Origin of the sequence: Microbacterium sp. LRZ72 (genome assembly GCF_033792225.1) — a bacterium.
Classification (GTDB): Bacteria; Actinomycetota; Actinomycetes; order Actinomycetales; family Microbacteriaceae; genus Microbacterium.
On sequence record NZ_JANGEX010000008.1, the window covers coordinates 109,496 to 131,211 of the forward strand.

The following is a 21,716-nucleotide window of genomic DNA, read 5'->3' on the forward strand; positions in this document are numbered from 1 at the left end:
ACCCGCATGGCTTCCCCCGCGCCCCCGACCGCTTCTGATCTGCGCGCGATCGTCGAGGACGGGATGCCGTCCGCGCTGGCCGACCTCGGCGCCCTCGTCCGCATCCCGGGCATCGCCTGGCCCTCGTTCGACCCCCAGCAGCTCGTGACGAGCGCCGATGCGGTCGCCGACCTCGCCCGGGGCACCGGGGTCTTCGACGAGGTGCGGGTGCTGCGGGCCGCTGTGCCGGAGACGGGCGAGCCGGGCCAGCCCGCGGTGCTGGCCACACGCGCGGCGCGCGGAGGCGCCCCGACCGTGCTGCTCTACGCCCATCACGACGTGCAGCCCCCGGGCGACGATGCGCTCTGGGAATCGCCGCCCTTCGAGCCCACCGTGCGCGACGGCCGCCTCTACGGGCGCGGAGCGGCCGACGACAAGGCCGGCGTCATGACGCACATCCAGGCGCTTCGCACGCTGCGCGCGGCCCACGGCGACGACATCGATCTGGGCATCGTGCTCTTCGTCGAGGGCGAGGAGGAGTACGGCTCGCGGTCGTTCACGACGTTCCTGGCCGACAACCGCGCCGCACTCGCCGCGGACGTGATCGTCGTGGCCGACTCCGGCAACTGGGATGAGCGCACGCCCGCACTCACCGTCTCGCTGCGCGGCAATGCCCGCTTCACGCTCACGGTGCGCACCCTGGCGCACGCGTCGCATTCGGGCATGTACGGCGGCGCGGTCCCCGATGCGATGATGGCGACGACCAAGCTGCTCGCGAGCCTCTGGGACGACGAGGGCGCGGTCGCGGTGGCCGGGCTGGCGGCGCGGGATGCGGCATCCCCGGCCTACGACGAGGCGGCCCTGCGTGACGAGACCGGTCTGCTTGACGGGGTCGCTCCCGCCGGCCGCGGAGACATCCTGTCGCGCATCTGGAACCAGCCCGCGGTGACGGTCACCGGCGTCGACTTCACGTCGGCGGATGCCGCGTCCAACACGCTCGCGCCGCACGTGACGGTCGTCGTCAGCGCGCGTGTGGCTCCCGGACAGTCGGGAGCCGCGGCCTTCGACGCGCTGCAGGCGCACCTGCGCGCCCACGTGCCCTTCGGCGCGCACCTCGAGTTCTCGGACGTCGACGTCGGCGAGGGGTTCCTCGTCGACACCTCGGGGTGGGCGGTATCCGCGATCCGCGACGCCTTCGCGGAGGGCTACGGCGTGGCCCCGATCGACATCGGCGTCGGGGGCAGCATCCCCTTCATCTCCGACCTGGTCGCGCAGTTCCCCGACGCACAGATCCTGGTCACGGGCGTGGAGGACCCGCACTCGCGCGCGCACAGTCCGAACGAGTCGCTGCACCTCGACACGTTCCGCCACGCGATCCTGAGCGAGGCGCTGTTCCTCACCGACGCGAACACCCGCGTCGCGCACGGCGACGCCCGGGGTGGGCGCGGGTAGACTTCTGCACAAGGAGGATGCCATGACCGACACCACGACTGTTCCCACCGAGGCGCCCGCCCACGGCGTCAAGCTCACGACGGAGGCCGCGGCCAAGGTCAAGAGCCTGCTCGAGCAGGAGGGCCGCGACGATCTGCGGCTGCGCGTCGCCGTGCAGCCGGGCGGATGCTCGGGCCTGATCTACCAGCTGTACTTCGACGAGCGAAACCTCGAGGGCGACGAGACCGTCGACTTCGACGGTGTCGAAGTCATCGTCGACAACATGAGCGTGCCGTATCTCGACGGCGCCTCGATCGACTTCAAAGACACCATCTCGGAGCAGGGTTTCACGATCGACAACCCCAACGCGGGCGGCAGCTGCGCCTGTGGAGACAGCTTCCACTGACGTTTCGCGAGGCCCTTGTGAACGCCCAGGTCGACACTCGTCGGCCTGGGCGTTCGAACAGAGCCCGGTGTGAATTGCCCTAGACTAAGCCTGTTAGACCCGTGACACTCGAAAGGTGCACCGTGCGCCCTGAACGCCGCCTCCGCTGGGCTGCCATCCCCGTCGGGATCGCGGCCATCGTCGTCCTCGCAGGTTGTACTGCGACCGAGTTGAACGGCTATCTGCCGGGGTTCATCGAGGACGGGCCGCAGGCGACGAACCGCACCGAGATGGTGTCGGGTCTCTGGGTGAACTCCTGGATCGTGCTCCTCGTCGTCGGCGTCGTCACCTGGGCGCTGATGCTCTGGGCGATGATCGCCTACCGCCGCCGCAAGGGGCAGCGCGGTCTGCCCGTGCAGCTGCGCTACAACATGCCGATCGAGATCTTCTACACGATCGTGCCGCTGATCCTGGTGATCGGCTTCTTCGCATTCACCGCCCGTGACCAGACCATCCTCGAGACGCAGTACGAGGAGCCCGACGTGTCGATCGTCGCGATCGGCAAGCAGTGGGCGTGGGACTTCCAGTACAACGGCGAAGAGGAAGACGGCTCCGACGCGGTGTGGACGATGGGCGTCCAGGCGGTCCCGGAGGCGGACGGTGACGTCGATCAGGACTCGCTGCCCACGCTCGTGCTCCCCGTCGACCAGACGGTGCAGATCGAGCTGCTCTCCCGTGACGTCATCCACAGCTTCTGGGTGATCGACTTCCTCTACAAGAAGGACATGTACCCGGGGCACGAGAACTTCTGGTCCTTCACGCCGACGCGTGAGGGAACCTACGCCGGCAAGTGCGCCGAGCTCTGTGGCGAGTACCACTCGGCGATGCTCTTCAACGTCGAGGTCGTCGACGAGGCGGAGTACGAGGCCTACCTGGCCGAGTTGCGCGCCGCGGGACAGGTCGGCGACATCACCGAGGACTACGACCGCAATGACAATCTGCCTGGCACCGGCGTGACCGGCGTGACCGTCGAGGAAGGCTGATCACCATGGCCACCACACTCCCCACGCAGGACTCGGCATCCGCGCCCGGTTCGACCCTGCCGCCGCGCCAGGCGGCCTTGCTCTCGCGCTCGCGCACCGAGCACAAGGGCAACATCGTTGTCAAGTGGATCACCTCGACCGACCACAAGACGATCGGGTACATGTACCTGATCGCCTCGGTGATGTTCTTCATGATCGGCGGCGTGATGGCGCTGCTGATCCGGGCGGAGCTCTTCGCGCCCGGGATGCAGATCGTCCCGACCAAGGAGCAGTACAACCAGCTGTTCACGATGCACGGCACGATCATGCTGCTGATGTTCGCGACGCCGCTGTTCGCGGGCTTCGCCAACGCGATCCTGCCGCTGCAGATCGGTGCCCCCGATGTGGCGTTCCCGCGGCTGAACGCCTTCGCCTTCTGGCTCTTCCTCTTCGGCTCGACGATCGCGGTGGCCGGCTTCCTGACGCCCCAGGGCGCCGCGTCCTTCGGGTGGTTCGCCTATCAACCCTTGGCGAACGCGACGTTCTCACCCGGGGTCGGGGGAAACCTGTGGATGCTGGGACTCGGGATGAGCGGTTTCGGCACCATCCTCGGCGCCGTCAACTTCATCACGACGATCATCACGATGCGCGCACCCGGCATGACGATGTGGCGCATGCCCATCTTCACCTGGAACACGCTGGTCACGAGCCTGCTGATCCTGATGGCCTTCCCCGTCCTCGCCGCGGCGATCCTCGCCGCCGCGACGGATCGCATCTTCGGGGCTCACATCTATGACCCCGCGAACGGCGGCGTGCTGCTCTGGCAGCACCTGTTCTGGTTCTTCGGGCATCCCGAGGTGTACATCATTGCGCTGCCGTTCTTCGGCATCGTCTCGGAGATCTTCCCGGTGTTCAGCCGCAAGCCGATCTTCGGCTACAAGACGCTTGTCTACGCGACCATCGCGATCGCGGCGCTGTCCGTGGCCGTGTGGGCGCACCACATGTATGTGACCGGCGGAGTGCTGCTGCCCTTCTTCGCCCTGATGACGATGCTCATCGCGGTGCCGACGGGCGTGAAGATCTTCAACTGGATCGGCACATTGTGGCGCGGTTCGGTCACGTTCGAGACGCCGATGGTGTTCGCCCTCGGCTTCCTCGTCTCCTTCGTCTTCGGCGGCCTGACCGGCGTCATCCTGGCGTCGCCGCCGCTCGATTTCGCGCTGTCGGACTCGTACTTCGTTGTCGCCCACTTCCACTACGTGGTCTTCGGCACCGTGGTGTTCGCGATGTTCGCGGGCTTCTACTTCTGGTGGCCCAAGTGGACAGGCAAGATGCTCAACGAGCGGCTCGGCTATTTGCACTTCTGGCTGCTGTTCATCGGCTTCCACATGACATTCCTGATCCAGCACTGGCTCGGGGTGGATGGCATGGTGCGCCGCTACGCGGACTATGCGGAGGCGGACGGCTGGACCTGGCAGAACCAGGTGTCCACGATCGGTGCGATGGTGCTCGCGGCATCCATGCTGCCGTTCCTGCTGAACGTCTGGATCACGGCGCGCAACGCGCCCAAGATCAGCGTCAACGACCCATGGGGCTACGGCGCGTCGCTCGAATGGGCGACGTCGTGCCCGCCGCCGCGGCACAACTTCACATCGATCCCGCGGATCCGCAGCGAGCGTCCCGCCTTCGATCTGCACCACCCCGAGGCCGGCCTTCCGGTCGGTGTGGGACCGGCGAAGGATGCGCCCGAGACCCCGGTCGTCGACGCGGCCGAGGGGAAGGTGAAATAGATGCGTTCCAACGTCATCCTCTGGTGGCTTCTGGCTGGGTTCTTCCTGCTCCTGACGGTCTCGTACACGACCTGGGCGATCCTGAACTACCCGGATCCCTTCTGGTACGACCGCATCGAGTGGGTGGGATCGGTCGCGTTCCTCTTCGCCACGCTCATGGCCGCGTTCATCGGCTGGTACCTGCAGCGGGTGCACAAGGCACAGGGCGGCGAGCTCCCGGAAGATCGGCTCACTGCCGACGTCGATGACGGCGACCCCGAGATGGGCGAGTTCAGCCCCTGGTCGTGGTGGCCGATCGTGCTGGCCGCCTCGGCGGGTATCGCCTTCGTCGGCCTCGCCGTGAGCGTGTGGATGGTTCCGGTCGGCTTCGCCCTGTTCCTCGTCGCGATCGTCGGCTGGGTGTATGAGTACTACCGGGGTTACTTCGCCCGCTGAGCGCAGACCACCTCGTGATGGCGCCCGTCAGATGTTGATTCATCTGGCGGGCGTTGTTCTGTCTACCGTCCGCCCTCGAGTACTCCGTCGTGATCCGGTGCTGACGCCGGAACCGCACACGGTGGCGTTCTCGGTGGGAGGTGCGGGGTTCGGGCCGAGCGGATCAGATGTTTTTCACCACCGTGAGCAGCACGACGGCGTCCTCGACCGCGTCGAGAGTGTGCCGTGCGTCGGGGATGGTGATGAGGTCGCCGGGCGAGCCGTTCCATGACACGTCGCCGGCGGTCAGCAGCACGCGGCCGTCGAGAACCTGCAGGGTGGCCTCACCGGGGCTCTCATGCTCTGAGAGCCCTTCACCGGCGCAGAGCGCGATGAGCGTCTGGCGTAGCTGATGCTCGTGTCCCCCGTAGACCGTGGCGGCGCTGCGGCCGCTGTCGGAGTCCTTCGCGTGACCCAGTTCATGGCGCGCCAGGGCGGTGAGTGACGTCTTCTGCATGGAGCGTGCCCTTCGTGCTGTACCTCGTACCTCGTGCCTTGCATCTTGTGCCGGTGTGACCGGGCCGGCGTGCATCCGAGGCTACACCGGCCAGCGGAACGGGGGTACGACGAAGCCCCGGGCTCCCCGGCGAGTGGGGGGAGCCCGGGGCTCGTGTGGGGCGGGAGAGGGTCTCGTGACTACTTGTCGGAGTCCTTCTCGTCGTCCTCGGACTTCTTCTTGCGGGTGCGCTTCTTCGGCTCGTCCGCCGTGCTCTCCTGATCGGAGACGACCGTGGTCGGTCGTACGGCGGTCTCGTGCACGCGCTCGGTGTCGTCGGCCATGAGTGCGGCGTCCGGTGCGCCGGCACGATCGTGGGCACCGCGGATCTCGGCCGTCTCGTCGTCGGCGATGTGATCGAGCTCATGGTGCTGGTGCGCGGCGGCCGCGTCGAGCTCGGCCTGCGTCAGCGGGGCGAGACGGTCCTCGAAGAACCACCGTGACACGCCCGCCCGCACCTTCTGGTGCCAGGCGATGCGTCCGCGTGCGTCGGGACGCACGGTGAGCGGCTCGAAGGACTCGTGGGAGACGAGCTTCCAGCGTTCGTACTCGTCGACGGGCTGGTGGACCTCGATGTATTCCCCACCCGGAAGGCGCACGATGCGCCCGGACTCATATCCGTGCAGCGCGATCTCCCGATCCTTCTTCTGCAGTGCCAGGCAGATGCGCTTCGTGACGAAGTAGGCGATGATCGGCCCGAAGATCAGCATCGCCTGGAGAGTATGGATGACGCCCTCCATCGAGACCCAGAAGTGCGTCGCGATGAGGTCGGAGGAGGCTGCTGCCCACAGCACCGCGTAGAAGACGACGCCGGCGGCGCCGATCGCGGTGCGCGTCGCGGCGTTGCGCGGACGCTGCGCGATGTGGTGCTCGCGCTTGTCACCCGTGACCCACGCCTCGATGAAGGGGTAGATCATCACCAGGACGATGAAGATGCCGATGACGCCGAGCGGCAGAAGGATGTTCCACGACCAGGTGTGGTCGAGGAAGACCGACTCCAGGTGCGGCGGCACGAGGCGCAGCGCACCGTCGGCGAAGCCGATGTACCAGTCGGGCTGGGTGCCCGCTGAGACGGGGGAGGGGTCGTACGGACCGTAGTTCCAGATCGGGTTGATCGTGAACAGAGACGCGACCAGCACGAGAACGCCGAAGACGATGAAGAAGAACCCGCCCATCTTCGACATGTAGACCGGCATCATCGGGTAGCCCACGACGTTGTCGTTGGTGCGGCCGGCACCGGCGAACTGCGTGTGCTTGTTGACGATCATCAGGATCAGGTGCACCGCGATCAGCCCGATCACGAGCAGCGGCAGCAACAGGATGTGGAGCGTGTAGAGGCGTCCGACGATCTCGTCGCCGGGGAACTCCCCGCCGAACAGCAGGAACGACGTCCACGTGCCGATCAGCGGGATCCCCTTGATCATGCCGTCGATGATGCGAAGACCGTTGCCGGAGAGCACGTCGTCAGGCAACGAGTAGCCGGTGAAGCCCTCGGCCATCGCCAGGATGAACAGCACGAAGCCGACGACCCAGTTGAGCTCGCGCGGCTTGCGGAACGCCCCCGTGAAGAACACGCGCAGCATGTGGATGCCGATGCCGGCGACGAAGACGAGCGCGGCCCAGTGGTGGATCTGCCGGACGAGCAGTCCGCCACGGATGTCGAAGGAGATCTCGAGCGTCGACGCCATCGCGGCCGACATCTCGATGCCCCGCATCGGGGCGTAGGCCCCGTAGTAGTGCGTCTCGACCATGGAGGCGTCGAAGAAGAACGTCAGGAACGTTCCCGTGATCATGACGACGACGAAGCTCCACAGGGCGATCTCGCCGAGCATGAACGACCAGTGATCCGGGAAGATCTTGCGCCCGAGCTCCTTGACCATTCCCGACAGGCTGGTGCGCTCGTCGATGTAGTTCGCGGCGCCGCCGACGAAGCGGCCACCCAGGGGAGCCTTGCTGCTCTCCTCTTTGACGGCTGAGGTGCTCAATGACGCTCCCAGAAGCTCGGCCCGACGGGTTCGTGGAAGTCGCTCTGCGCGACGATGTAGCCCTCGTCATCCACCTCGATGGGCAGCTGGGGCAGGGGACGGGCAGCGGGGCCGAAGATGACCTCGGCGCCGCGCGTGACATCGAACTGCGACTGGTGGCAGGGGCAGAGCAGGTGGTGCGTCTGCTGCTCGTACAGCGCCACCGGGCAGCCGACGTGCGTGCACACCTTGGAGTAGGCGACGATGCCGTCGTACGACCACGACTTGCGGTCCTCCTGCTCCTGCAGCTGGTCGGGGTGCAGCCGCATGAGCAGGACGATGGCCTTGGCCTTCTCGTCGAGGTAGCCGTCGTGGTGCGACAGGCTCGCCAGCGGCTCGGGGATGACCTGGAAGACCGAGCCGAAAGTCACTTCTGACGCCATGATCGGCACGCCGGAGGGGTCGCGCGCCAGGCGCATCCCCGGTTCCCACATCGTGTGGCTGAGCAGCTTGACGGGGTTCTCATCCATCGGGGCGAGCCCGCGGAAGAGCACGATGCCGGGTGCCACCGAGGCGAGGAGGGCCGCGAACATCGAGTTGCGGATCATGGTGCGGCGTCCGAAGCCGGACTCCTCGTTGGCGGCGGTGAACGCCGCCACGGCGCCCGCACGGGTGCTGTCCGAGCCGCGCGTGGGGTGACGGTGCTCGACGTGCTCCTTGTCGGACATGATCGTCTTCGACCAGTGGATCGCGGCGATGCCGATCGCCAGCAGCGCCAGCGCGATCCCGAGTCCGATGAACATGTTGTTCGCGCGGATGGACGTCATCAGCCCGTCTTCGATCGGGAACAGGATGTAGGCGGCGATGGCCCAGATGCTGCCCGCGATCGAGAGGTAGAACAGGGTGTAGACGGTGCGGACGGCGTGCCGCATCTTGGCCGGGTTCTGGTCGCTGACCCGCTCGCGGTGCGGCGGGAGGCCGGGGTTGCGAACGGGATCGGTCACGGCGACCGCGAGCCCCGACGAGGGGGCGGGGCCCCGGCCGTCCGGTGCCTCGATCTCGTTTGCCATGGTGCTCCTCGTGCGTGTGAAGGGGTGTCGTCGGGGGACCGCGTCAGTTGGACTTCGCCGTGATCCACACGGTGAAGGCCACGAGCGCTCCGATGCCGAAGATCCAGATGAACAGACCCTCGGAGACGGGCCCGAGCGAACCCAGGGTGAATCCGCCCGGCGACGGGTTCTGCTCCATCCACAGCAGCGCCGAGATGATGTCGCGCTTGTCTTCGGGGGTGAGGTTCAGGTCGTTGAAGACCGGCATGTTCTGCGGGCCGGTCTCCATCGCCGCGTAGAGGTGCCGCGGCTCCACGCCCGCGAGCGGCGGCGCGTACTTGCCCTCCGTGAGGGCGCCACCGGCGGCCGCGACGTTGTGGCACATCGCGCAGTTGACACGGAACAGCTCCGCGCCGTGCGAGACGTCGCCCTGACCGTCCAGCACCTCGCCGCTGGCGATCTCGGGACCCGGCGCCACGGACTGGACGTAGGCCGACATGGCGAGGATCTGGTCCTCGGTGAACTGCGGCGGCTTCTGCGGAGCCTGCGGTCCCTGCATCTGCAGCGGCATCCGCCCCGTCGCCACCTGGAACTCCACGGCCATCGCGCCGACGCCGTACAGGCTGGGCCCGTTTTCGGTGCCGGCAAGGTCGAGGCCGTGGCAGGTGGCGCAGTTGGCCTGGAACAGCTTCTCGCCGTCTTCGACCGTCAGGGTGGTGGTGGCCGTCTCGTTGGGCGATGCCGCCATGGCGGCGGACGCGCCGGCATAGGCTCCGCCGGTCAGCAGAAGGCCGACCCCGATGAGGGCTGCGGCGGCGAGGGGACTGCGGCGTCCGGAACGGCGGCGCTTCTTCTCACGAGGCATAACGGGGGCGACTCCGCTTTCTATTTCAGGAAGTAGATGACAGCGAACAGGGCGATCCACACGACGTCGACGAAGTGCCAGTAGTACGACACGACGATGGCGGTGGTGGCCTCCTTGTGCCCGAAGTTGCGCACCGCGTAGGCGCGCCCGATCACGAGGAGGAAGGCGATGAGTCCGCCGGTCACGTGCAGGGCGTGGAAGCCGGTCGTGAGGTAGAACGCGGAGGCATACGAGTCGGCCTGGATCGGCATGCCCTCGGCCACGAGCTGCGCATACTCCCAGACCTGACCCGAGACGAACACCGCGCCGAGGGCGAAGGTGAGGAAGAACCACTCGACCATGCCCCAGCCGAGGATCCCGCGCTTGCGCGTGGAGTACGGCTGGAACCGTTCGGCCGCGAAGACGCCCATCTGACAGGTCACACTCGAGAGCACGAGGATGATCGTGTTCACGAGGGCGAACGGCACGTTCAGAAGGCTCGACTGTTCGGCCCAGAGCTCGGGGGAGGTGTTGCGGAGAGTGAAGTAGATCGCGAACAGGCCGGCGAAGAACATGACCTCGCTGCCGAGCCACACGATCGTTCCTACGGCGACCGGGTCGGGCCGCTTGATGGTCCTCGCCGCCGAGGCATACGTCGCAGAGGTGGTCGTCACGCTTTCCATTATGGCTGATGTTCAGGTGTGCCGGTTGCATCGGCAAGCCGGATGCGCGCCGAGCGCCGCCTGTGCGGCGCCTATGAATCGCCGATCGATCGGCTCGGAAGCGCCGACGGCGCGAATCGTTAGGATCGTGGTCATGACGGATGCCGAGACCTGGCCTGATCTGCTCTCCGCCCTCCTCGAGGGACGTGACCTGAGCGTCTCCGAGGCGACGTGGGCGATGGGGCAGGTCATGGCGGGCGAGGCGACACCCTCCCAGCTGGCCGGGTTCCTCGTCGCTCTGCGCGCCAAGGGCGAGACGGTCGACGAGGTGGTGGGCTTTCGCGATGCGATCCTCGAGGCCGCGGTGGCGCTGCCGTTGGATCCGGATGCCCTCGACATCGTCGGGACGGGCGGCGACCGCTTCGGAACCGTGAACATCTCGACGATGGCCTCGATCGTCGCGGCCGCGGCCGGCGTGCCCGTGATCAAACACGGCAACCGCGCGGCGAGTTCGGCGTCGGGATCGTCCGACGTGCTCGGCGAGCTCGGCGTGGCGCTGACCCTCGACCCCGAAGGCGTCGCCGAGACCATGCGCCGAGTCGGGATGACGTTCGTCTATGCCACCGCCTTCCACCCCGGCTTCCGGCACGCGGGCGCGACCCGCCGGGAACTGGGTGTGCCGACCGTGTTCAACATCCTCGGGCCGCTGTGCAACCCGGCGCGCGCCGAGGCCAACGCCGTCGGCGTGGCCCAGCGCGAGCGGGTGCCGCTGATCACCGGCGTCTTCCGCACGCGGGGTGCGACGGCCCTCGTCTTCCGCGGCGACGACGGGCTGGACGAGCTGACCACGACAGGACACAGCCGCATCTGGGAGGTGACGCGGGGTGACATCCACGAGCACGATCTCGATCCGCGCGATCTCGGCATCCCCCGCGCCCGCATCGACGACCTGCGCGGGGGTGAGCCCGCGCACAACGCGGGGGTCGTGCGTCGTGTGCTCGACGGCGAGCGGGGTCCGGTGCGCGACATCGTGCTGCTGAACGCCGCGGCGGGACTGGCGGCGTATCGGCTGTCGAAGGATGCGGCACAGGCGCAGCGCCCCATCGTGGAGCGACTGGCCGAGGAGCGCGATCGCGCGGCGGAGGCGCTCGATTCCGGCGCCGCCGCCACGACGCTCGAGCGCTGGGTCGCGGTGACGCGCGACCTGGCCTGATCCACCGGCGACCTGGCCCTGGCCGGTGTCGCCGTCGCGCTCTAGAGTGGCGGCGTGGACCCGGTCGCCGCGCTCGACGAGATCGCGAGCCTGCTCGAGCGCGAGCGGGCGTCGCGCTATCGCTCCAAGGCCTTCCGCACGGCCTCGGCCGCCATCGCCGGTCTCGCACCCGGCCAGCTGCGTGATCCTGCGGCGCTGCGCCGCGTACCGGGCGTGGGCGCCAGCACGCTGGCCGTCATCCAGCAGGCCCTCGCCGGGGAGGTGCCCGACTACCTGGCCGAGCTGCGCGCGCGCCACGACGTGCCGGCAGATCCGGCCGGGCTGCGGATGCTGCTGCGCGGCGACCTGCACGCGCACAGCGAATGGTCGGACGGCACGGCATCCATCGAGCTCATGGCACGCTCCGCACGGTCGCTCGGGCACGAGTACCTGGCGCTGACCGACCATTCGCCGCGCCTGCGCATCGCCCGCGGGCTCTCGCCCGAGCGTCTGCGCGAGCAGCTCGAGGTCGTCGCCGGCGAGTCGCGGCAGGGGTTCACCCTGCTCTCGGGGATCGAGGTCGACATCCTCGACGACGGGGCGCTGGATCAGGAGCCGGACCTGCTCGACGAGCTCGACATCGTGGTCGCCTCGGCGCATTCCTCGCTGCGCATGGATGCCGCGGCCATGACCCGGCGGTTCGTCGCGGCCGTGTCGAACCCGCGCACGAACGTGCTGGGACATGTCACGGGTCGCCTCGTCGAGGGCGACCGCGGCACGCGCCCGCCGTCGAGCTTCGATGCCGGCGCGGTGTTCTCCGCCTGCGCCGAGCACGGCGTCGCGGTCGAGATCAACTCCCGCCCCGAACGCCAGGACCCGCCGGACGAGCTGCTGGCGATCGCCCTCGCGGCGGGGTGCCTGTTCTCGATCGATTCGGACGCGCACGCGCCGGGTCAGCTCTCGCTGCTCGACTACGGTGCGGCGCGCGCCGAGGCCGCCGGCATCCCGCCCGAGCGGATCGTCACCACGTGGCCGCTGGCGCGGCTGCGGGAATGGGCCTCGGAGCGGCGGTGACGGGGCTCCTGCCTACACTGGAGCGGTGACGTCCGCCCCCGCCGCCCGCCCGGGGCGGCGGATCCCGTGGCTGATCGTCGCGGGCGTGCTGGTGGCCGCCCTGAGCCTGCGCGGCCCGATCGTGGCCCCGACGCCGGTGCTGCTCGACATCCAGGACGACATGGACGTCGGCGGCGCCGTCGTCGGGCTGCTGACCACCGTGCCCGTGCTGATGTTCGCCGTGCTCACGCCGGTCGCAGCCCTCGTCATCCGACGCTCGGGCGCGGAGATCGCGCTGCTCGCCTCGCTCGCCGGTGTGCTGATCGGCACGTTCGTGCGCGCACTGCCCGGTTTCGGCTGGATGCTCGTCGGGTCGCTCGTGATCGGCGGCGCGATCACCGTGGGCAACGTCGTGATCCCCGTGATCATCCGTCGCGACGTGCCGCCCGCCCGCGTCTCGGCGGTGACCGCCGGGTACGTGTCGATGCTGAACGCCGGCTCGCTGCTGACCTCGCTGGCGACAGCGCCGCTGGCGGCCGCGATCGGCTGGTCGCCCGCACTGGTGACGTGGTCGGTCGTGACGGCTGCGGGCCTGGCGCTCTGGCTGGTGCACCTGCGCCGCACACGCGTGGGCGGAGCCGGCGAGCGATTCTCGGGGCTGAGCGCGGCGCCGTCCGGCTCGTCCCGCGGCCCCGCACCGGCGGCCGGACGCGCCGCGCGCACCGAGACCGCGGGCACGCTCACCGGGCCGCTGCCCGCGGTCGGCGCGCGCGGCGAGCGGTCGATGCTGCGGCGGCCGGTGACCTGGCTGCTGATGCTCGCGTTCGCGATGCAGACCACGGCGTACTACGCGCTGACGACGTGGCTGCCGACGATCCTGCAGGACGACCTGGGTGTCGATCCGGCGGCCGCGGGCGCGCTGGCGTCGATCTTCCACGGCGTCGCGATCGCCGGGGCGTTCCTCGTGCCGGTGCTGACCCGGTACTTTCCCACCGCCGTGCCCGCCGCGATCGTCTGCCTCAGCTGGGTGCTGCTCGCGGCGGGAATGCTCTGGCTGCCCTCGGCCTTCGTGCTCTGGGCGATCTTCGGCGCGCTCGCGCACTCGGGCGGGTTCGTCGTGATCTTCACGGCGCTCGTCGGCGTGGCGCGCTCGGACCGCGAAGCGGCCGGGATGTCGGCGTTCGTGCAGGGCGGCGGCTACGCCGTCGGCGCCGTCGGGGCGCCCCTCATGGGGGCCCTGCGCGAGGGCACCGGTTCGTGGGATGCGCCGCTCGCCTTGGTGCTCGCGGTCACGCTCGCGTACAGCGTGCTGCTGCTGACGGCCGTCGGGCAGACCCGTCGGGGGTGAGCTGCACTGCGGGCTCAGGTGAGCGCGGCGACGGCGCGCTCCATCGCGGTGCCCAGACCCCAGCGCTCGGCCAGCGCCGCTGCGGCCGCGGCATCCACGTTGCCGACGGTTCCGTCGACGGGTCCGAGATCCAGGTCCCGGGCGACGGCCACCACCCGCGGCGCGACCGCCAGGTAGTCGGCGGCGGCAAGCACCTTGGCGCGCACGCCCGCCGACATGCCCTCGCCCGCCTCGGCAGCGGCCAGGATGCCTCGGATGTCGCCGTGCGCGGCCAGCAGGGTCGCCGCGGTCTTCTCGCCGACTCCGGGCACGCCCGGCAGTCCGTCGGAGGGGTCGCCGCGCAGGGTGGCGAAGTCCGCGTACTGCTCCGGGAGCACGCGGTACTTGGCGACGACGGTCGCGTCGGTCACGACCTCGAGGTTGCTCATTCCGCGGGCGGTGTAGATGATGCGCACGTTGCGGGTGTCGTCGACGAGCTGGAACAGGTCGCGGTCGCCGGTGACGACGTCGACGGCGCCGGTGGACTGCGCCGCGAGCGAGCCGATGATGTCGTCGGCCTCGTATCCTGCGCGGCCGACGACGGGGATGCCGAGCGCGTCGAGGCATGAGCGGATGAGCGGCAGCTGCGCCTCGAGCGCGGCGGGGATCTCTTCGACGTCCGCGCCGTCCGGCACCCGTTCGGCGACGCGGTGCGCCTTGTAGCCCGGGATGAGGTCCACCCGCCACTGCGGACGCCAGTCGTCGTCCCAGCACGCGACGATCCGCTCCGGCTGGTAGGCGCCGGAGAGGGCCGCGATCATCGCGAGCAGGCCGCGCGCGGCATTCACCGGCGCTCCGTCGGGGGAGGTGACCGTATCAGGCACGCCGTGGAACGCACGGAAGTACAGCGAGGCGGTGTCGAGCAGCATCAGTCGGTCGGTCACGCCCGTCATCCTTCCACGCGGCTCATCAGGGCCGGCATGCTCCGATCAGGTGTCGTGTTCGATCGGCGCGATGTCTTCACGATGGTCGTCGGTGCCCCCGGGCGGATAGGAGGTGGCTTCCGGGTGGCGGCGCAGGAAGATCGAACTGGCGACCAGCCCGCCCCAGACCAGCAGGATCGACAGGATCAGGAACGTGATGGCGAGCGGGGTCATGAGCCTGCCTCCTCCTCCGAGCGGGTCGAGCGGTCCGTGCGGGTGGCGGCGGCATCCGCTGCCTTCGTGCCCGCACCGAGCGTGTAGGGCGGCCACGCCGTGTAGTCATCGGGTGAGCGGCGCCAGCGGATGCCGGTGAGCACGGCCGCCGCGACGACGAGGAACAGGATCGCACCCCAGCCGACGATGCCGAGATACCACTCCGGCATCCCGCCGTATCCCTCGGTGAGCAGCGTGACGATACGCGCGATGAGCATGTAGCCGAGCACGACCGGGGCCAGCAGCCCCACCAGCGCGATCCAGATGCGACCGACCCGGAACGTGGACACGGCGTTGAGGTGGAACCGCAGCTCGGGCCCCTTGCGCAGCACCCAGATGACCAGGATCGTGGTGGCGATCGCCGAGGCGACGATGCCGATGTTGTTGGTCCACTGGTCCGCGACGTCGAGCGCGAGCAGGCCCGTGGTGGTCGAGAACATCAGGATCGACAGCACGGCCGAGACGATGCCCAGGCGCAGCGCCGCCTGACGCGGCGAGATGCCGAACTTCTCCTGCAAGGCCGCCGAGACGACTTGGAGCACCGACAGCAGCGAGGTGAACCCGGCAACCGTCAGCGATCCGAAGAACAGAGCGCCGACGATCGGTCCGCCGGGTATCTGCGACACGATCGCCGGGAAGGTCATGAACGACAGGCTCACTCCCGTCAGCCCCTCGAGCTCGCCGACATCCACCCCCTGCTGGAAGGCGAAGAACCCGAGCGTCGCGAAGACCCCGATGCCGGCCAGGATCTCGAACGACGAGTTCGCGAAGGCGACGACGAGGCCGGGGCCGGTGAGGTTGGCGCGCCGCTTGCGGTACGACGCGTAGGTGATCATGATGCCGAACGCGATCGAGAGCGAGAAGAAGATCTGGCTGTAGGCCGCGATCCACACGTCCGGGTTCGCCAGCGCCTCCCAGTTGGGGGTGAACAGGGCGTTGAGCCCTTGCTCTGCGCCCGGCAGGAACAGCGAGCGCACGACGAGCACGGAGAAGGCGATGATGAGCACGGGCAGGAAGATCAGATTCGCCCGCTGGATGCCGCGTGCGACCCCCGCCGCCAGCACGACGATGGTGGCGATCCAGACGATCGCCAGGGGGATGAGCACGCCGGGCACGAACTCGAGGCTGAAGCCGGGCTCGCCCACGCGCAGGTAGTCGTTGAGGAGGAAGCCCGTGGTGTCATCGCCCCAGCGCAGGTCGAACGAGAACACGAAGAACGACGCCGACCAGGCGACGACGGCGGTGTAGTACAGCCCGATGACGAACGCGATCGCCACCTGGAACCACCCGAGCGACTCGAACAGGCCCTTCGCTCGGCCCGCGGCACGCCGGAAGGCCGTCGGGGCGGCGCCCCGGTAGCGGTGACCGAGCGCGTAGTCGAGGAAGAGGATCGGGATGCCGGCGGTCAGCAGCGCCACCAGGTAGGGGATGAGGAACGCGCCCCCGCCGTTCTCGTACGCCACGCCCGGAAAACGCCAGATGTTGCCGAGCCCGACGGCCGATCCGATCGCCGCGAGGATGAAGCCGATCTGACCGGTCCACTGCTCCCGGGGCGCTGCGGAGCCGGGGGCGTTGTCCGTCTGCGGATGAGTCATGGAAACCCGCTCTCTGCTCGAGCGGGCTGCCCAGGACATCCCGCGAACCTCGACCCCGGCATCCACTCCGTGCGTTCCACCGATGGCGCCGGTGACGGCAAGCTACCAGCATCCGACCGCCACGGGGAGGGGCTTTACGCGGCGCGTCCGGCTTCGGTAGCGGCAGGGACCTCGACGAGCCGGCCGGTGCGCACGTCGTAGACGTAGCCGTAGACCGGAATGCGCGCGGGCACCAGCGGGTGGGCCTTGATGCGCGCGACATCGTCGACGACGGCCTGGCTCTGGTCGGAGATGGTCAGCCAGTCGATGTACGCAGCCTCGGCCGATCCAGGGCCCGTGCCGACGTCGGTGAAGCCGTCGGCACCGAGCTGGGCGGTCTCGAGGCTCTGCGCCAGCAGCCCGCGCATCACGTCGTCGGTGAAGAACTCCATGCCGCAGTCGGTGTGGTGGATGACGAACCACTCCTTCGTGCCGAGCAGCTTGTAGCTGATCACGAGCGAGCGGATGGCGTCGTCCGAGGCGCGGCCGCCGGCGTTGCGGATGACGTGGGCGTCGCCCTCGCGGAGCCCGGCGTACTGGGCCGGGTCGAGCCGGGCGTCCATGCACGTGAGGATCGCGAAGCCGCGGGCGGGCGGCAGGGCGAGCTCGCCCTTGGATCCGAAATCGGCGGCGTACGCCTCGTTGGACTCGAGGACTTCGTTCAGGACCGACATGTGTCTCCATTCGTTCGGGGTGGGACGAGGCTACGGTCGCCGGGGCGGGGGTGGGGGAGTGTGTCGGGATGTGACGCGCGGGCGGCGAGCGGGGCCCGCGGCATCCGGCGCCTCTCGGCCCATAGGATCGGGGCGAGGCCGACGACGGTCGTCTCGGAGAGGGTTCCATGGATGCCGACGGCACCGCGCGCACGACCTGGCTGCTCGTCGACGGCGAGAACATCGACGCCACGCTCGGGTCGTCGATCCTCGATCGCCGCCCCCAGCCGGGGGAGCGTCCGCGGTGGGACCGGCTGACGGACTTCGCCGAGGATGCCTGGGGCCAGCCGGTGCGCGGGGTGTTCTTCCTGAACGCCTCGGCCTTCATGCCGATGCCGTTCATCCAGGCGCTGAAGGCGATGGACTACATCGTGCTGCCGCTGGCGGGCACGGCCGACCAGAAGGTCGTCGACATCGGCATCCAGCGCACCCTGCAGGAACTCGCGGGACGCAGCGGCGACGTGATGCTGGTGAGCCACGACGGGGACTTCCTGCAGGACATGGCCGCGCTCGTCGACGGGAGCCGCCGCGTGGGGGTCGTGTCGTTCACCGAGTTCCGCAGCGCGGGCTTCAGCCGCCTCGACGGGGTGGAGCGATTCGACCTGGAATACGACGCGCACGTGTTCGACGAGCCGCTGCCGCGCATCCGGGCGATCCCGATCGACGAGTTCGACCCGGCGACCTTCCTGCGGTGAGCCTGCTTCGCCCTGGGCTGCCGCCGCAGGATCCTCTGCTCGGCAGAGGGCGGTTGCCGGGGCGAGGGCGGATGCCGGGGCCGCGGTCCTCGGCTCGGCAGATCCCCTCGGGCCGGCAGAGGGATGGGGCTGGGGCGGATGCCGCTGTCGTGCGGCTGGCCCGGGCGCTACCGTCGTGACCATGACCTTTGCGAACGTGGGAACCCTCGGCGCCGAACCCGGCCGACGCGACGAGCTGGCCGCGCACCTGTCTCGGCGCAGCGATGTGCTCGCCGGCGCCGGATGCCTCGTCTACGAGGTGGGTGTCAACGACGACGATCCGGACACGGTGTACGTGATGGAGCTGTGGGTCAGCGCCGACGCGCACCGCGCGTCGCTGTCACTGCCCGAGGTGCGGGAGTCCATCGCCGTGGCCCGCCCGATGCTCTCGGGCGAGTTCGGGGGATTCCGCTTCGACGTGGTGGGGTCGCCGCTGCGCGACTGAGGCGCCCCGGCCGAGTGTGCCGGCGGCCGCCGGTGTCCGGCATCCGGCATCCGGCATTCCTCTCCGTTGCGGCTGCACAATTCGGCCCGGGCGCCAGCGATTCCCGCAGCCGCCGCCCAAAAGTGCAGCCGCAACGAGAATGCCCGCAGCCGCCGCCGAAAAGTGCAGCCGCAACGAGAATGAGTGCAGCCGCCACGAGAATGCCTTCAGCCTCACGGGAGGGGAGGGGCGCCGGATGCCGGGGCGCGCCTCAGCGGTCGGAGCCCGGGGTCGTGCCGAACCGCGCGTGGTAGGCGCGATGGAACGTGCCGACATCGGCGAAACCGTGATCCTCCGCGATCCGCGCGATCGACCGGGTCGCGTGCGTGGGGGAGCGGAGGGCGTCGCGGGCCCGGTCCAGACGCAGCGCGCGCAGCCAGGCCGAGAACGTCGCGCCGTCCTGGGCGAAGGCCGCCTGAACCGTGCGTGTCGAGCACCGGAAGGCGCGGGCGACGGAAGCGAGGTCGAGGGTCGGGTCCGCCAGGCGGCCGGCCGCATACGAACGAATGGATGCGGCCCGGTCCGACTGTGGCAGCGAGGAGAGCGGGGCGGATGCGGCCACGGCATCCAGCATCTCGACGATGGCGAGCGCCATCGCGTGGGCCGCCCGCGGCATCCCATCGCGGACGGCCTCGGTGAGAAGCGCGGCCTGAGCGCCGATCTGAGCCCCGAAGGGTGACCCCGACAGGCGGTCGTTGAGCGTGTCGAGCTGGTCCGGGGTGCGGTCGCCGAGCATCTCGCGGGGGATGCGCAGCGAGGTCAGACGCAGCCGCCGGCGTGCATCGGCGTGCACGGTGAACGGCGCGCCGTTGTCGAGCAGCAGCACGCCTCCCGCGGACGAGGACCAGGTGGCTCCCCGCTGCTCGAGGCCCCACGCGCCCGGGCTGTGGTTGAGGAAGAACGCGTCGTCGGCCACATCGCGCAGGGAGGCACGGTCGCGGTCGGCCGAAGCGCCGGGGGTGTCGATGATCCCGAGCGAGAACTGCTCCACGGTGTGCAGCGCGAAGTCGGCTGAGAACCGAGCGTCGCGGGGTCGCCGGGGCCGCACGCCGACGTACACGTCGGAGATCGACTCGCAGAAGTGGTCGTAGTCGCGGCCCACGGGAAGCCCGCGGGTGGTGCCTTGCAGGGTCAGGGTTGCGCTCATCGCCATGGTTTCTCGCCGCACGCCACTGTCGGCTCTTCGGGTGACGACTATCTTCGTGGCTGAAACGACGACGTTCAACCCGAAAGGTATGCAGATGACGCAGCCGACGCTTCTTCTCGTCCACGGTGCATGGCACGGATCCTGGTGCTGGGAGCCCCTCTCGAGCATCCTCACGGATCGCGGCTGGACCGTGCGGGCAGTCGACCTGCCCACGGTGCACGCACCGAACAAGGCCGAGCTCACGATGACCGACGACGCGGATGCCGTCGCCGCGGCGATCGCCGAGATCGACGGACCGGTGGTCGTCGTCGCCCACTCGTACGGCGGAGTGCCGACCACGCAGGCGGCGCTCGACCCGCGCGTGGCGCACATCGTGTACATCGCGGCGTTCGTGCTCGACGAGGGCGAGTCGCTGTTCGACTCGGTCGGAGGGGTCGCCCCGGACTGGTGGCACATCGACAGCCCGCTCGCGACGGCCGGCGACGAGGAGCAGCCGCCGCAGCAGCTCTTCTACGCCGACGTGCCCGCCGAGCAGGCGGATGCCGCATCCGCCCGTCTGCTGCCGCAGGCCGAGCGCGCGTTCCACGAGAAGCTGACGCAGGTCGCGTGGCGCGACAAGCCGACCACCTACATCATCACGGAGCAGGACGCGATCTTCCCGCCGGTGGCGCAGGAGGCGCTCGCGGCACGCTCCGAGTCGACGCCGGTGCGCCTGGACACGAGCCACTCGCCGTTCCTGTCGCAGCCCGAGGCGGTCGCGGACATCATCGAGCGGGCGGCGCACGGCGCAGCCTGACCGGTGTGAGTGGGGCGGGGCGCGTCAGCCGCGCTCGCCCCGCTCTGCCGTAGACATGAGGTGCTCGTTCCGACGGCGGATCAGCCGGCGCAGGTAGGGCACCAGCACGAGGCGCTCGGCGATCGCGCCGAGAATCGGCGACGCGAACGTGAGCGTGTCGGTCATCACCGTCGCATCGCCGTCGCGACCGAACACGTGCTCGTGCTCGAAGGAACGGAACGGTCCCGCGATCTGCGCATCGACGAAGCGGTGCGGACGGTCGAGTGCCGTGATCGCACTCGTCATCGTGAACCGGATGCCGAAGTGCCGGGCACGCCACGTGACGGTCTCGCCGAGCCCGATCTGCCCCGAAGTCACGCCCGCGATCGCCCTCTCTCCCGTGTGACGCAGCGAATCCACGTGCGCGTCGATGCTCAACGACGCGTCGAACAGGGCCTGGATGCTCGCGCTGCTGCGGGTGACGAGGGTGAAGGTGGACGGCATCCGTCGATCTTCGCACCCGTGATGTCGGGTGCCCTCCGACCTGGCGCGGCTGCACTTTTCGGCGCGGGCTGCGGCGATAGCCGCAGCCGCCGCAGAAAAGTGCAGCCATAGTGCTGTGGGGGGCGGGGTGCCCGGTGTACCCGGAGCGCAGAAAGGGGTCCGTCGGCCTTCCCTCCGACGTGTCAGCGACATATCGTTGACTATCGCTGAACCGCCGACGCGCCCGCGCCGACGGCATCCACCAGCATCATCCACAAGGAGGACACCATGGGCGGTTCGTTCACAGATGAGGGATTCGGTCGCGGATTCGGCATGGGCAAGCCCGGCGCCGGCATCTGGGAGGCGATGGATCAGCTTCGCGGCGCGTTCGAGCAGCGCGTCGCACCGCGCATGGGCCGCGGCGACGTGCGCGCGGCCGTGCTGACCCTGTTGGCCGAGAAGCCGATGCACGGGTACCAGATCATCCAGGAGATCGAGGAGCGCAGCGGCGGTTCGTGGAAGCCGAGCCCCGGCTCGGTCTACCCGACCCTGCAGCTGCTCGCCGACGAGGGGCTCATCGTCGCCGAAGAGGCCAATGGGCGCAAGACCTACGCGCTCACCGAAGCGGGGCGTGCCGACGCGGATGCCGCCACCGACCGTTCGGCGCCGTGGGAGACCCCCAGCATGCGCGAGCAGGCGCGGGCCATGGGCGCGCTGCCCAAGGCCGGCGTCGACCTGGCGCAGGCCGCTGCGGAGGTCGCGCGCACCGGCTCGAAGGAGCAGGTGCAGGAGGCCGTGACCGTGCTCGAAGAGGCGCGCCGTAGGCTCTACTCGATCCTCGCTCGAGACTGACCCGCGTGCCGCCGGTACGTCGGGATCCTG

General features: G+C 69.4%; 23 protein-coding genes. 12 read left to right on the plus strand and 11 right to left on the minus strand.

The genetic code is table 11. The annotated features are described in order from the left end of the window. Window positions 1-6: 6 nt before the first annotated feature. The 5 genes from M4I32_RS10315 to M4I32_RS10335 all read left to right on the plus strand — a co-directional run bounded on the left by M4I32_RS10315 (window position 7) and on the right by M4I32_RS10335 (window position 5,042). A complete protein-coding gene (locus M4I32_RS10315) occupies window positions 7-1,431 on the plus strand; it encodes a dipeptidase (RefSeq protein ID WP_319034410.1) in 1,425 nt (474 codons plus the stop codon). A gap of 22 nt (window positions 1,432-1,453) precedes the next feature. Further along, window positions 1,454-1,816 carry an iron-sulfur cluster insertion protein ErpA gene (gene erpA, locus M4I32_RS10320; RefSeq protein ID WP_319034411.1) on the plus strand — a complete coding sequence of 121 codons (363 nt, stop codon included), beginning with the start codon at window positions 1,454-1,456 and terminating at the stop codon, window positions 1,814-1,816. A 122-nt stretch (window positions 1,817-1,938) separates the two neighbouring features. Continuing rightward, complete coding sequence (gene coxB, locus M4I32_RS10325) at window positions 1,939-2,838, plus strand: cytochrome c oxidase subunit II (protein ID WP_319034412.1); 900 nt, start codon at window positions 1,939-1,941, stop codon at window positions 2,836-2,838. Window positions 2,839-2,843: 5 nt separating this feature from the next. Continuing rightward, window positions 2,844-4,607, plus strand: coding sequence for a cytochrome c oxidase subunit I (ctaD, locus tag M4I32_RS10330; RefSeq protein ID WP_319034413.1), 1,764 nt, complete (start codon window positions 2,844-2,846; stop codon window positions 4,605-4,607). Beyond that, complete coding sequence (locus M4I32_RS10335; RefSeq protein ID WP_319034414.1) at window positions 4,608-5,042, plus strand: cytochrome c oxidase subunit 4; 435 nt, start codon at window positions 4,608-4,610, stop codon at window positions 5,040-5,042. 163 nt (window positions 5,043-5,205) lie between these two features. On the opposite strand, the gene M4I32_RS10340 is transcribed toward M4I32_RS10335, so the two are convergent. The 5 genes from M4I32_RS10340 to M4I32_RS10360 form a co-directional block, all read right to left on the minus strand. Next, entirely contained in the window at window positions 5,206-5,538 is a 333-nt protein-coding gene (locus M4I32_RS10340; RefSeq protein WP_319034415.1) for a cupin domain-containing protein, read from the minus strand. A gap of 179 nt (window positions 5,539-5,717) precedes the next feature. Then, the gene (locus M4I32_RS10345; RefSeq protein ID WP_319034416.1) at window positions 5,718-7,562 is read right to left on the minus strand and encodes a cytochrome bc complex cytochrome b subunit; all 1,845 of its coding nucleotides are present in this window, start codon (window positions 7,560-7,562) and stop codon (window positions 5,718-5,720) included. Then, entirely contained in the window at window positions 7,559-8,611 is a 1,053-nt protein-coding gene (locus M4I32_RS10350) for a ubiquinol-cytochrome c reductase iron-sulfur subunit (protein ID WP_319034417.1), read from the minus strand. Before M4I32_RS10350 ends, M4I32_RS10345 begins: the two co-directional genes overlap by 4 nt. 43 nt (window positions 8,612-8,654) lie before the next feature. Continuing rightward, window positions 8,655-9,455 carry a c-type cytochrome gene (locus M4I32_RS10355; protein WP_319034418.1) on the minus strand — a complete coding sequence of 267 codons (801 nt, stop codon included), beginning with the start codon at window positions 9,453-9,455 and terminating at the stop codon, window positions 8,655-8,657. Between the two features lie 20 nt (window positions 9,456-9,475). Continuing rightward, complete coding sequence (locus M4I32_RS10360) at window positions 9,476-10,117, minus strand: heme-copper oxidase subunit III (RefSeq protein ID WP_319034419.1); 642 nt, start codon at window positions 10,115-10,117, stop codon at window positions 9,476-9,478. Window positions 10,118-10,250: 133 nt separating this feature from the next. Here M4I32_RS10360 and trpD point away from each other — a divergent pair, with 133 nt between their 5' ends. From trpD to M4I32_RS10375, 3 genes are read left to right on the plus strand one after another with little or no spacing between them, the layout of a single operon-like run. After that, window positions 10,251-11,309 carry an anthranilate phosphoribosyltransferase gene (gene trpD, locus M4I32_RS10365; RefSeq protein WP_319034420.1) on the plus strand — a complete coding sequence of 353 codons (1,059 nt, stop codon included), beginning with the start codon at window positions 10,251-10,253 and terminating at the stop codon, window positions 11,307-11,309. Between the two features lie 54 nt (window positions 11,310-11,363). Continuing rightward, window positions 11,364-12,362: a PHP domain-containing protein gene (locus M4I32_RS10370; protein WP_319034421.1), complete on the plus strand. Its 999-nt coding sequence runs from the start codon at window positions 11,364-11,366 to the stop codon at window positions 12,360-12,362. A gap of 25 nt (window positions 12,363-12,387) precedes the next feature. Further along, entirely contained in the window at window positions 12,388-13,689 is a 1,302-nt protein-coding gene (locus M4I32_RS10375) for a CynX/NimT family MFS transporter (protein WP_319034422.1), read from the plus strand. 14 nt (window positions 13,690-13,703) lie between these two features. On the opposite strand, the gene M4I32_RS10380 is transcribed toward M4I32_RS10375, so the two are convergent. The 4 genes from M4I32_RS10380 to M4I32_RS10395 form a co-directional block, all read right to left on the minus strand. Next, window positions 13,704-14,612, minus strand: a complete 909-nt coding sequence (locus M4I32_RS10380; RefSeq protein WP_319034423.1) for a 5'-3' exonuclease — start codon at window positions 14,610-14,612, stop codon at window positions 13,704-13,706. Between the two features lie 45 nt (window positions 14,613-14,657). Then, window positions 14,658-14,825, minus strand: coding sequence for a methionine/alanine import family NSS transporter small subunit (locus M4I32_RS10385; protein ID WP_319034424.1), 168 nt, complete (start codon window positions 14,823-14,825; stop codon window positions 14,658-14,660). Next, a complete protein-coding gene (locus M4I32_RS10390) occupies window positions 14,822-16,459 on the minus strand; it encodes a sodium-dependent transporter (RefSeq protein WP_319034425.1) in 1,638 nt (545 codons plus the stop codon). The genes M4I32_RS10385 and M4I32_RS10390 overlap by 4 nt, the downstream gene beginning before the upstream one ends. 134 nt (window positions 16,460-16,593) lie before the next feature. Then, window positions 16,594-17,172, minus strand: coding sequence for a carbonic anhydrase (locus M4I32_RS10395; protein ID WP_319034426.1), 579 nt, complete (start codon window positions 17,170-17,172; stop codon window positions 16,594-16,596). Between the two features lie 167 nt (window positions 17,173-17,339). Between M4I32_RS10395 and M4I32_RS10400 the strand changes: the two genes are divergently transcribed. Together M4I32_RS10400 and M4I32_RS10405 are read left to right on the plus strand one after the other, a co-directional pair. Next, a complete protein-coding gene (locus M4I32_RS10400) occupies window positions 17,340-17,906 on the plus strand; it encodes an NYN domain-containing protein (RefSeq protein WP_319034427.1) in 567 nt (188 codons plus the stop codon). 181 nt (window positions 17,907-18,087) lie between these two features. Continuing rightward, on the plus strand, window positions 18,088-18,390 hold the full coding sequence (locus M4I32_RS10405; RefSeq protein ID WP_319034428.1) for a putative quinol monooxygenase: 303 nt from the start codon (window positions 18,088-18,090) through the stop codon (window positions 18,388-18,390). Between the two features lie 250 nt (window positions 18,391-18,640). Here the strand turns inward: M4I32_RS10405 and M4I32_RS10410 are convergent, their stop codons facing one another. Continuing rightward, a complete protein-coding gene (locus tag M4I32_RS10410; RefSeq protein ID WP_319034429.1) occupies window positions 18,641-19,576 on the minus strand; it encodes an AraC family transcriptional regulator in 936 nt (311 codons plus the stop codon). A gap of 55 nt (window positions 19,577-19,631) precedes the next feature. Here M4I32_RS10410 and M4I32_RS10415 point away from each other — a divergent pair, with 55 nt between their 5' ends. Continuing rightward, on the plus strand, window positions 19,632-20,372 hold the full coding sequence (locus tag M4I32_RS10415; protein WP_319034430.1) for an alpha/beta hydrolase: 741 nt from the start codon (window positions 19,632-19,634) through the stop codon (window positions 20,370-20,372). 24 nt (window positions 20,373-20,396) lie between these two features. On the opposite strand, the gene M4I32_RS10420 is transcribed toward M4I32_RS10415, so the two are convergent. Then, the gene (locus M4I32_RS10420) at window positions 20,397-20,855 is read right to left on the minus strand and encodes an SRPBCC family protein (protein WP_319034431.1); all 459 of its coding nucleotides are present in this window, start codon (window positions 20,853-20,855) and stop codon (window positions 20,397-20,399) included. Window positions 20,856-21,122: 267 nt separating this feature from the next. Here M4I32_RS10420 and M4I32_RS10425 point away from each other — a divergent pair, with 267 nt between their 5' ends. Continuing rightward, the gene (locus tag M4I32_RS10425; protein WP_319034432.1) at window positions 21,123-21,686 is read left to right on the plus strand and encodes a PadR family transcriptional regulator; all 564 of its coding nucleotides are present in this window, start codon (window positions 21,123-21,125) and stop codon (window positions 21,684-21,686) included. The last annotated feature ends 30 nt before the right edge of the window (window positions 21,687-21,716 follow it).

Coding starts and splice junctions, on each gene's coding strand:
- M4I32_RS10315 (WP_319034410.1), top strand. CDS start 7: ATGGCTTCCCCCGCGCCCCCGACCGCTTCTGATCTGCGCGCGATCGTC.
- erpA (WP_319034411.1), top strand. CDS start 1,454: ATGACCGACACCACGACTGTTCCCACCGAGGCGCCCGCCCACGGCGTC.
- ctaD (WP_319034413.1), top strand. CDS start 2,844: ATGGCCACCACACTCCCCACGCAGGACTCGGCATCCGCGCCCGGTTCG.
- M4I32_RS10335 (WP_319034414.1), top strand. CDS start 4,608: ATGCGTTCCAACGTCATCCTCTGGTGGCTTCTGGCTGGGTTCTTCCTG.
- M4I32_RS10340 (WP_319034415.1), bottom strand. CDS start 5,538: ATGCAGAAGACGTCACTCACCGCCCTGGCGCGCCATGAACTGGGTCAC.
- M4I32_RS10350 (WP_319034417.1), bottom strand. CDS start 8,611: ATGGCAAACGAGATCGAGGCACCGGACGGCCGGGGCCCCGCCCCCTCG.
- M4I32_RS10355 (WP_319034418.1), bottom strand. CDS start 9,455: ATGCCTCGTGAGAAGAAGCGCCGCCGTTCCGGACGCCGCAGTCCCCTC.
- M4I32_RS10360 (WP_319034419.1), bottom strand. CDS start 10,117: ATGGAAAGCGTGACGACCACCTCTGCGACGTATGCCTCGGCGGCGAGG.
- trpD (WP_319034420.1), top strand. CDS start 10,251: ATGACGGATGCCGAGACCTGGCCTGATCTGCTCTCCGCCCTCCTCGAG.
- M4I32_RS10385 (WP_319034424.1), bottom strand. CDS start 14,825: ATGACCCCGCTCGCCATCACGTTCCTGATCCTGTCGATCCTGCTGGTC.
- M4I32_RS10390 (WP_319034425.1), bottom strand. CDS start 16,459: ATGACTCATCCGCAGACGGACAACGCCCCCGGCTCCGCAGCGCCCCGG.
- M4I32_RS10395 (WP_319034426.1), bottom strand. CDS start 17,172: ATGTCGGTCCTGAACGAAGTCCTCGAGTCCAACGAGGCGTACGCCGCC.
- M4I32_RS10400 (WP_319034427.1), top strand. CDS start 17,340: ATGGATGCCGACGGCACCGCGCGCACGACCTGGCTGCTCGTCGACGGC.
- M4I32_RS10405 (WP_319034428.1), top strand. CDS start 18,088: ATGACCTTTGCGAACGTGGGAACCCTCGGCGCCGAACCCGGCCGACGC.
- M4I32_RS10410 (WP_319034429.1), bottom strand. CDS start 19,576: ATGAGCGCAACCCTGACCCTGCAAGGCACCACCCGCGGGCTTCCCGTG.
- M4I32_RS10420 (WP_319034431.1), bottom strand. CDS start 20,855: ATGCCGTCCACCTTCACCCTCGTCACCCGCAGCAGCGCGAGCATCCAG.
- M4I32_RS10425 (WP_319034432.1), top strand. CDS start 21,123: ATGGGCGGTTCGTTCACAGATGAGGGATTCGGTCGCGGATTCGGCATG.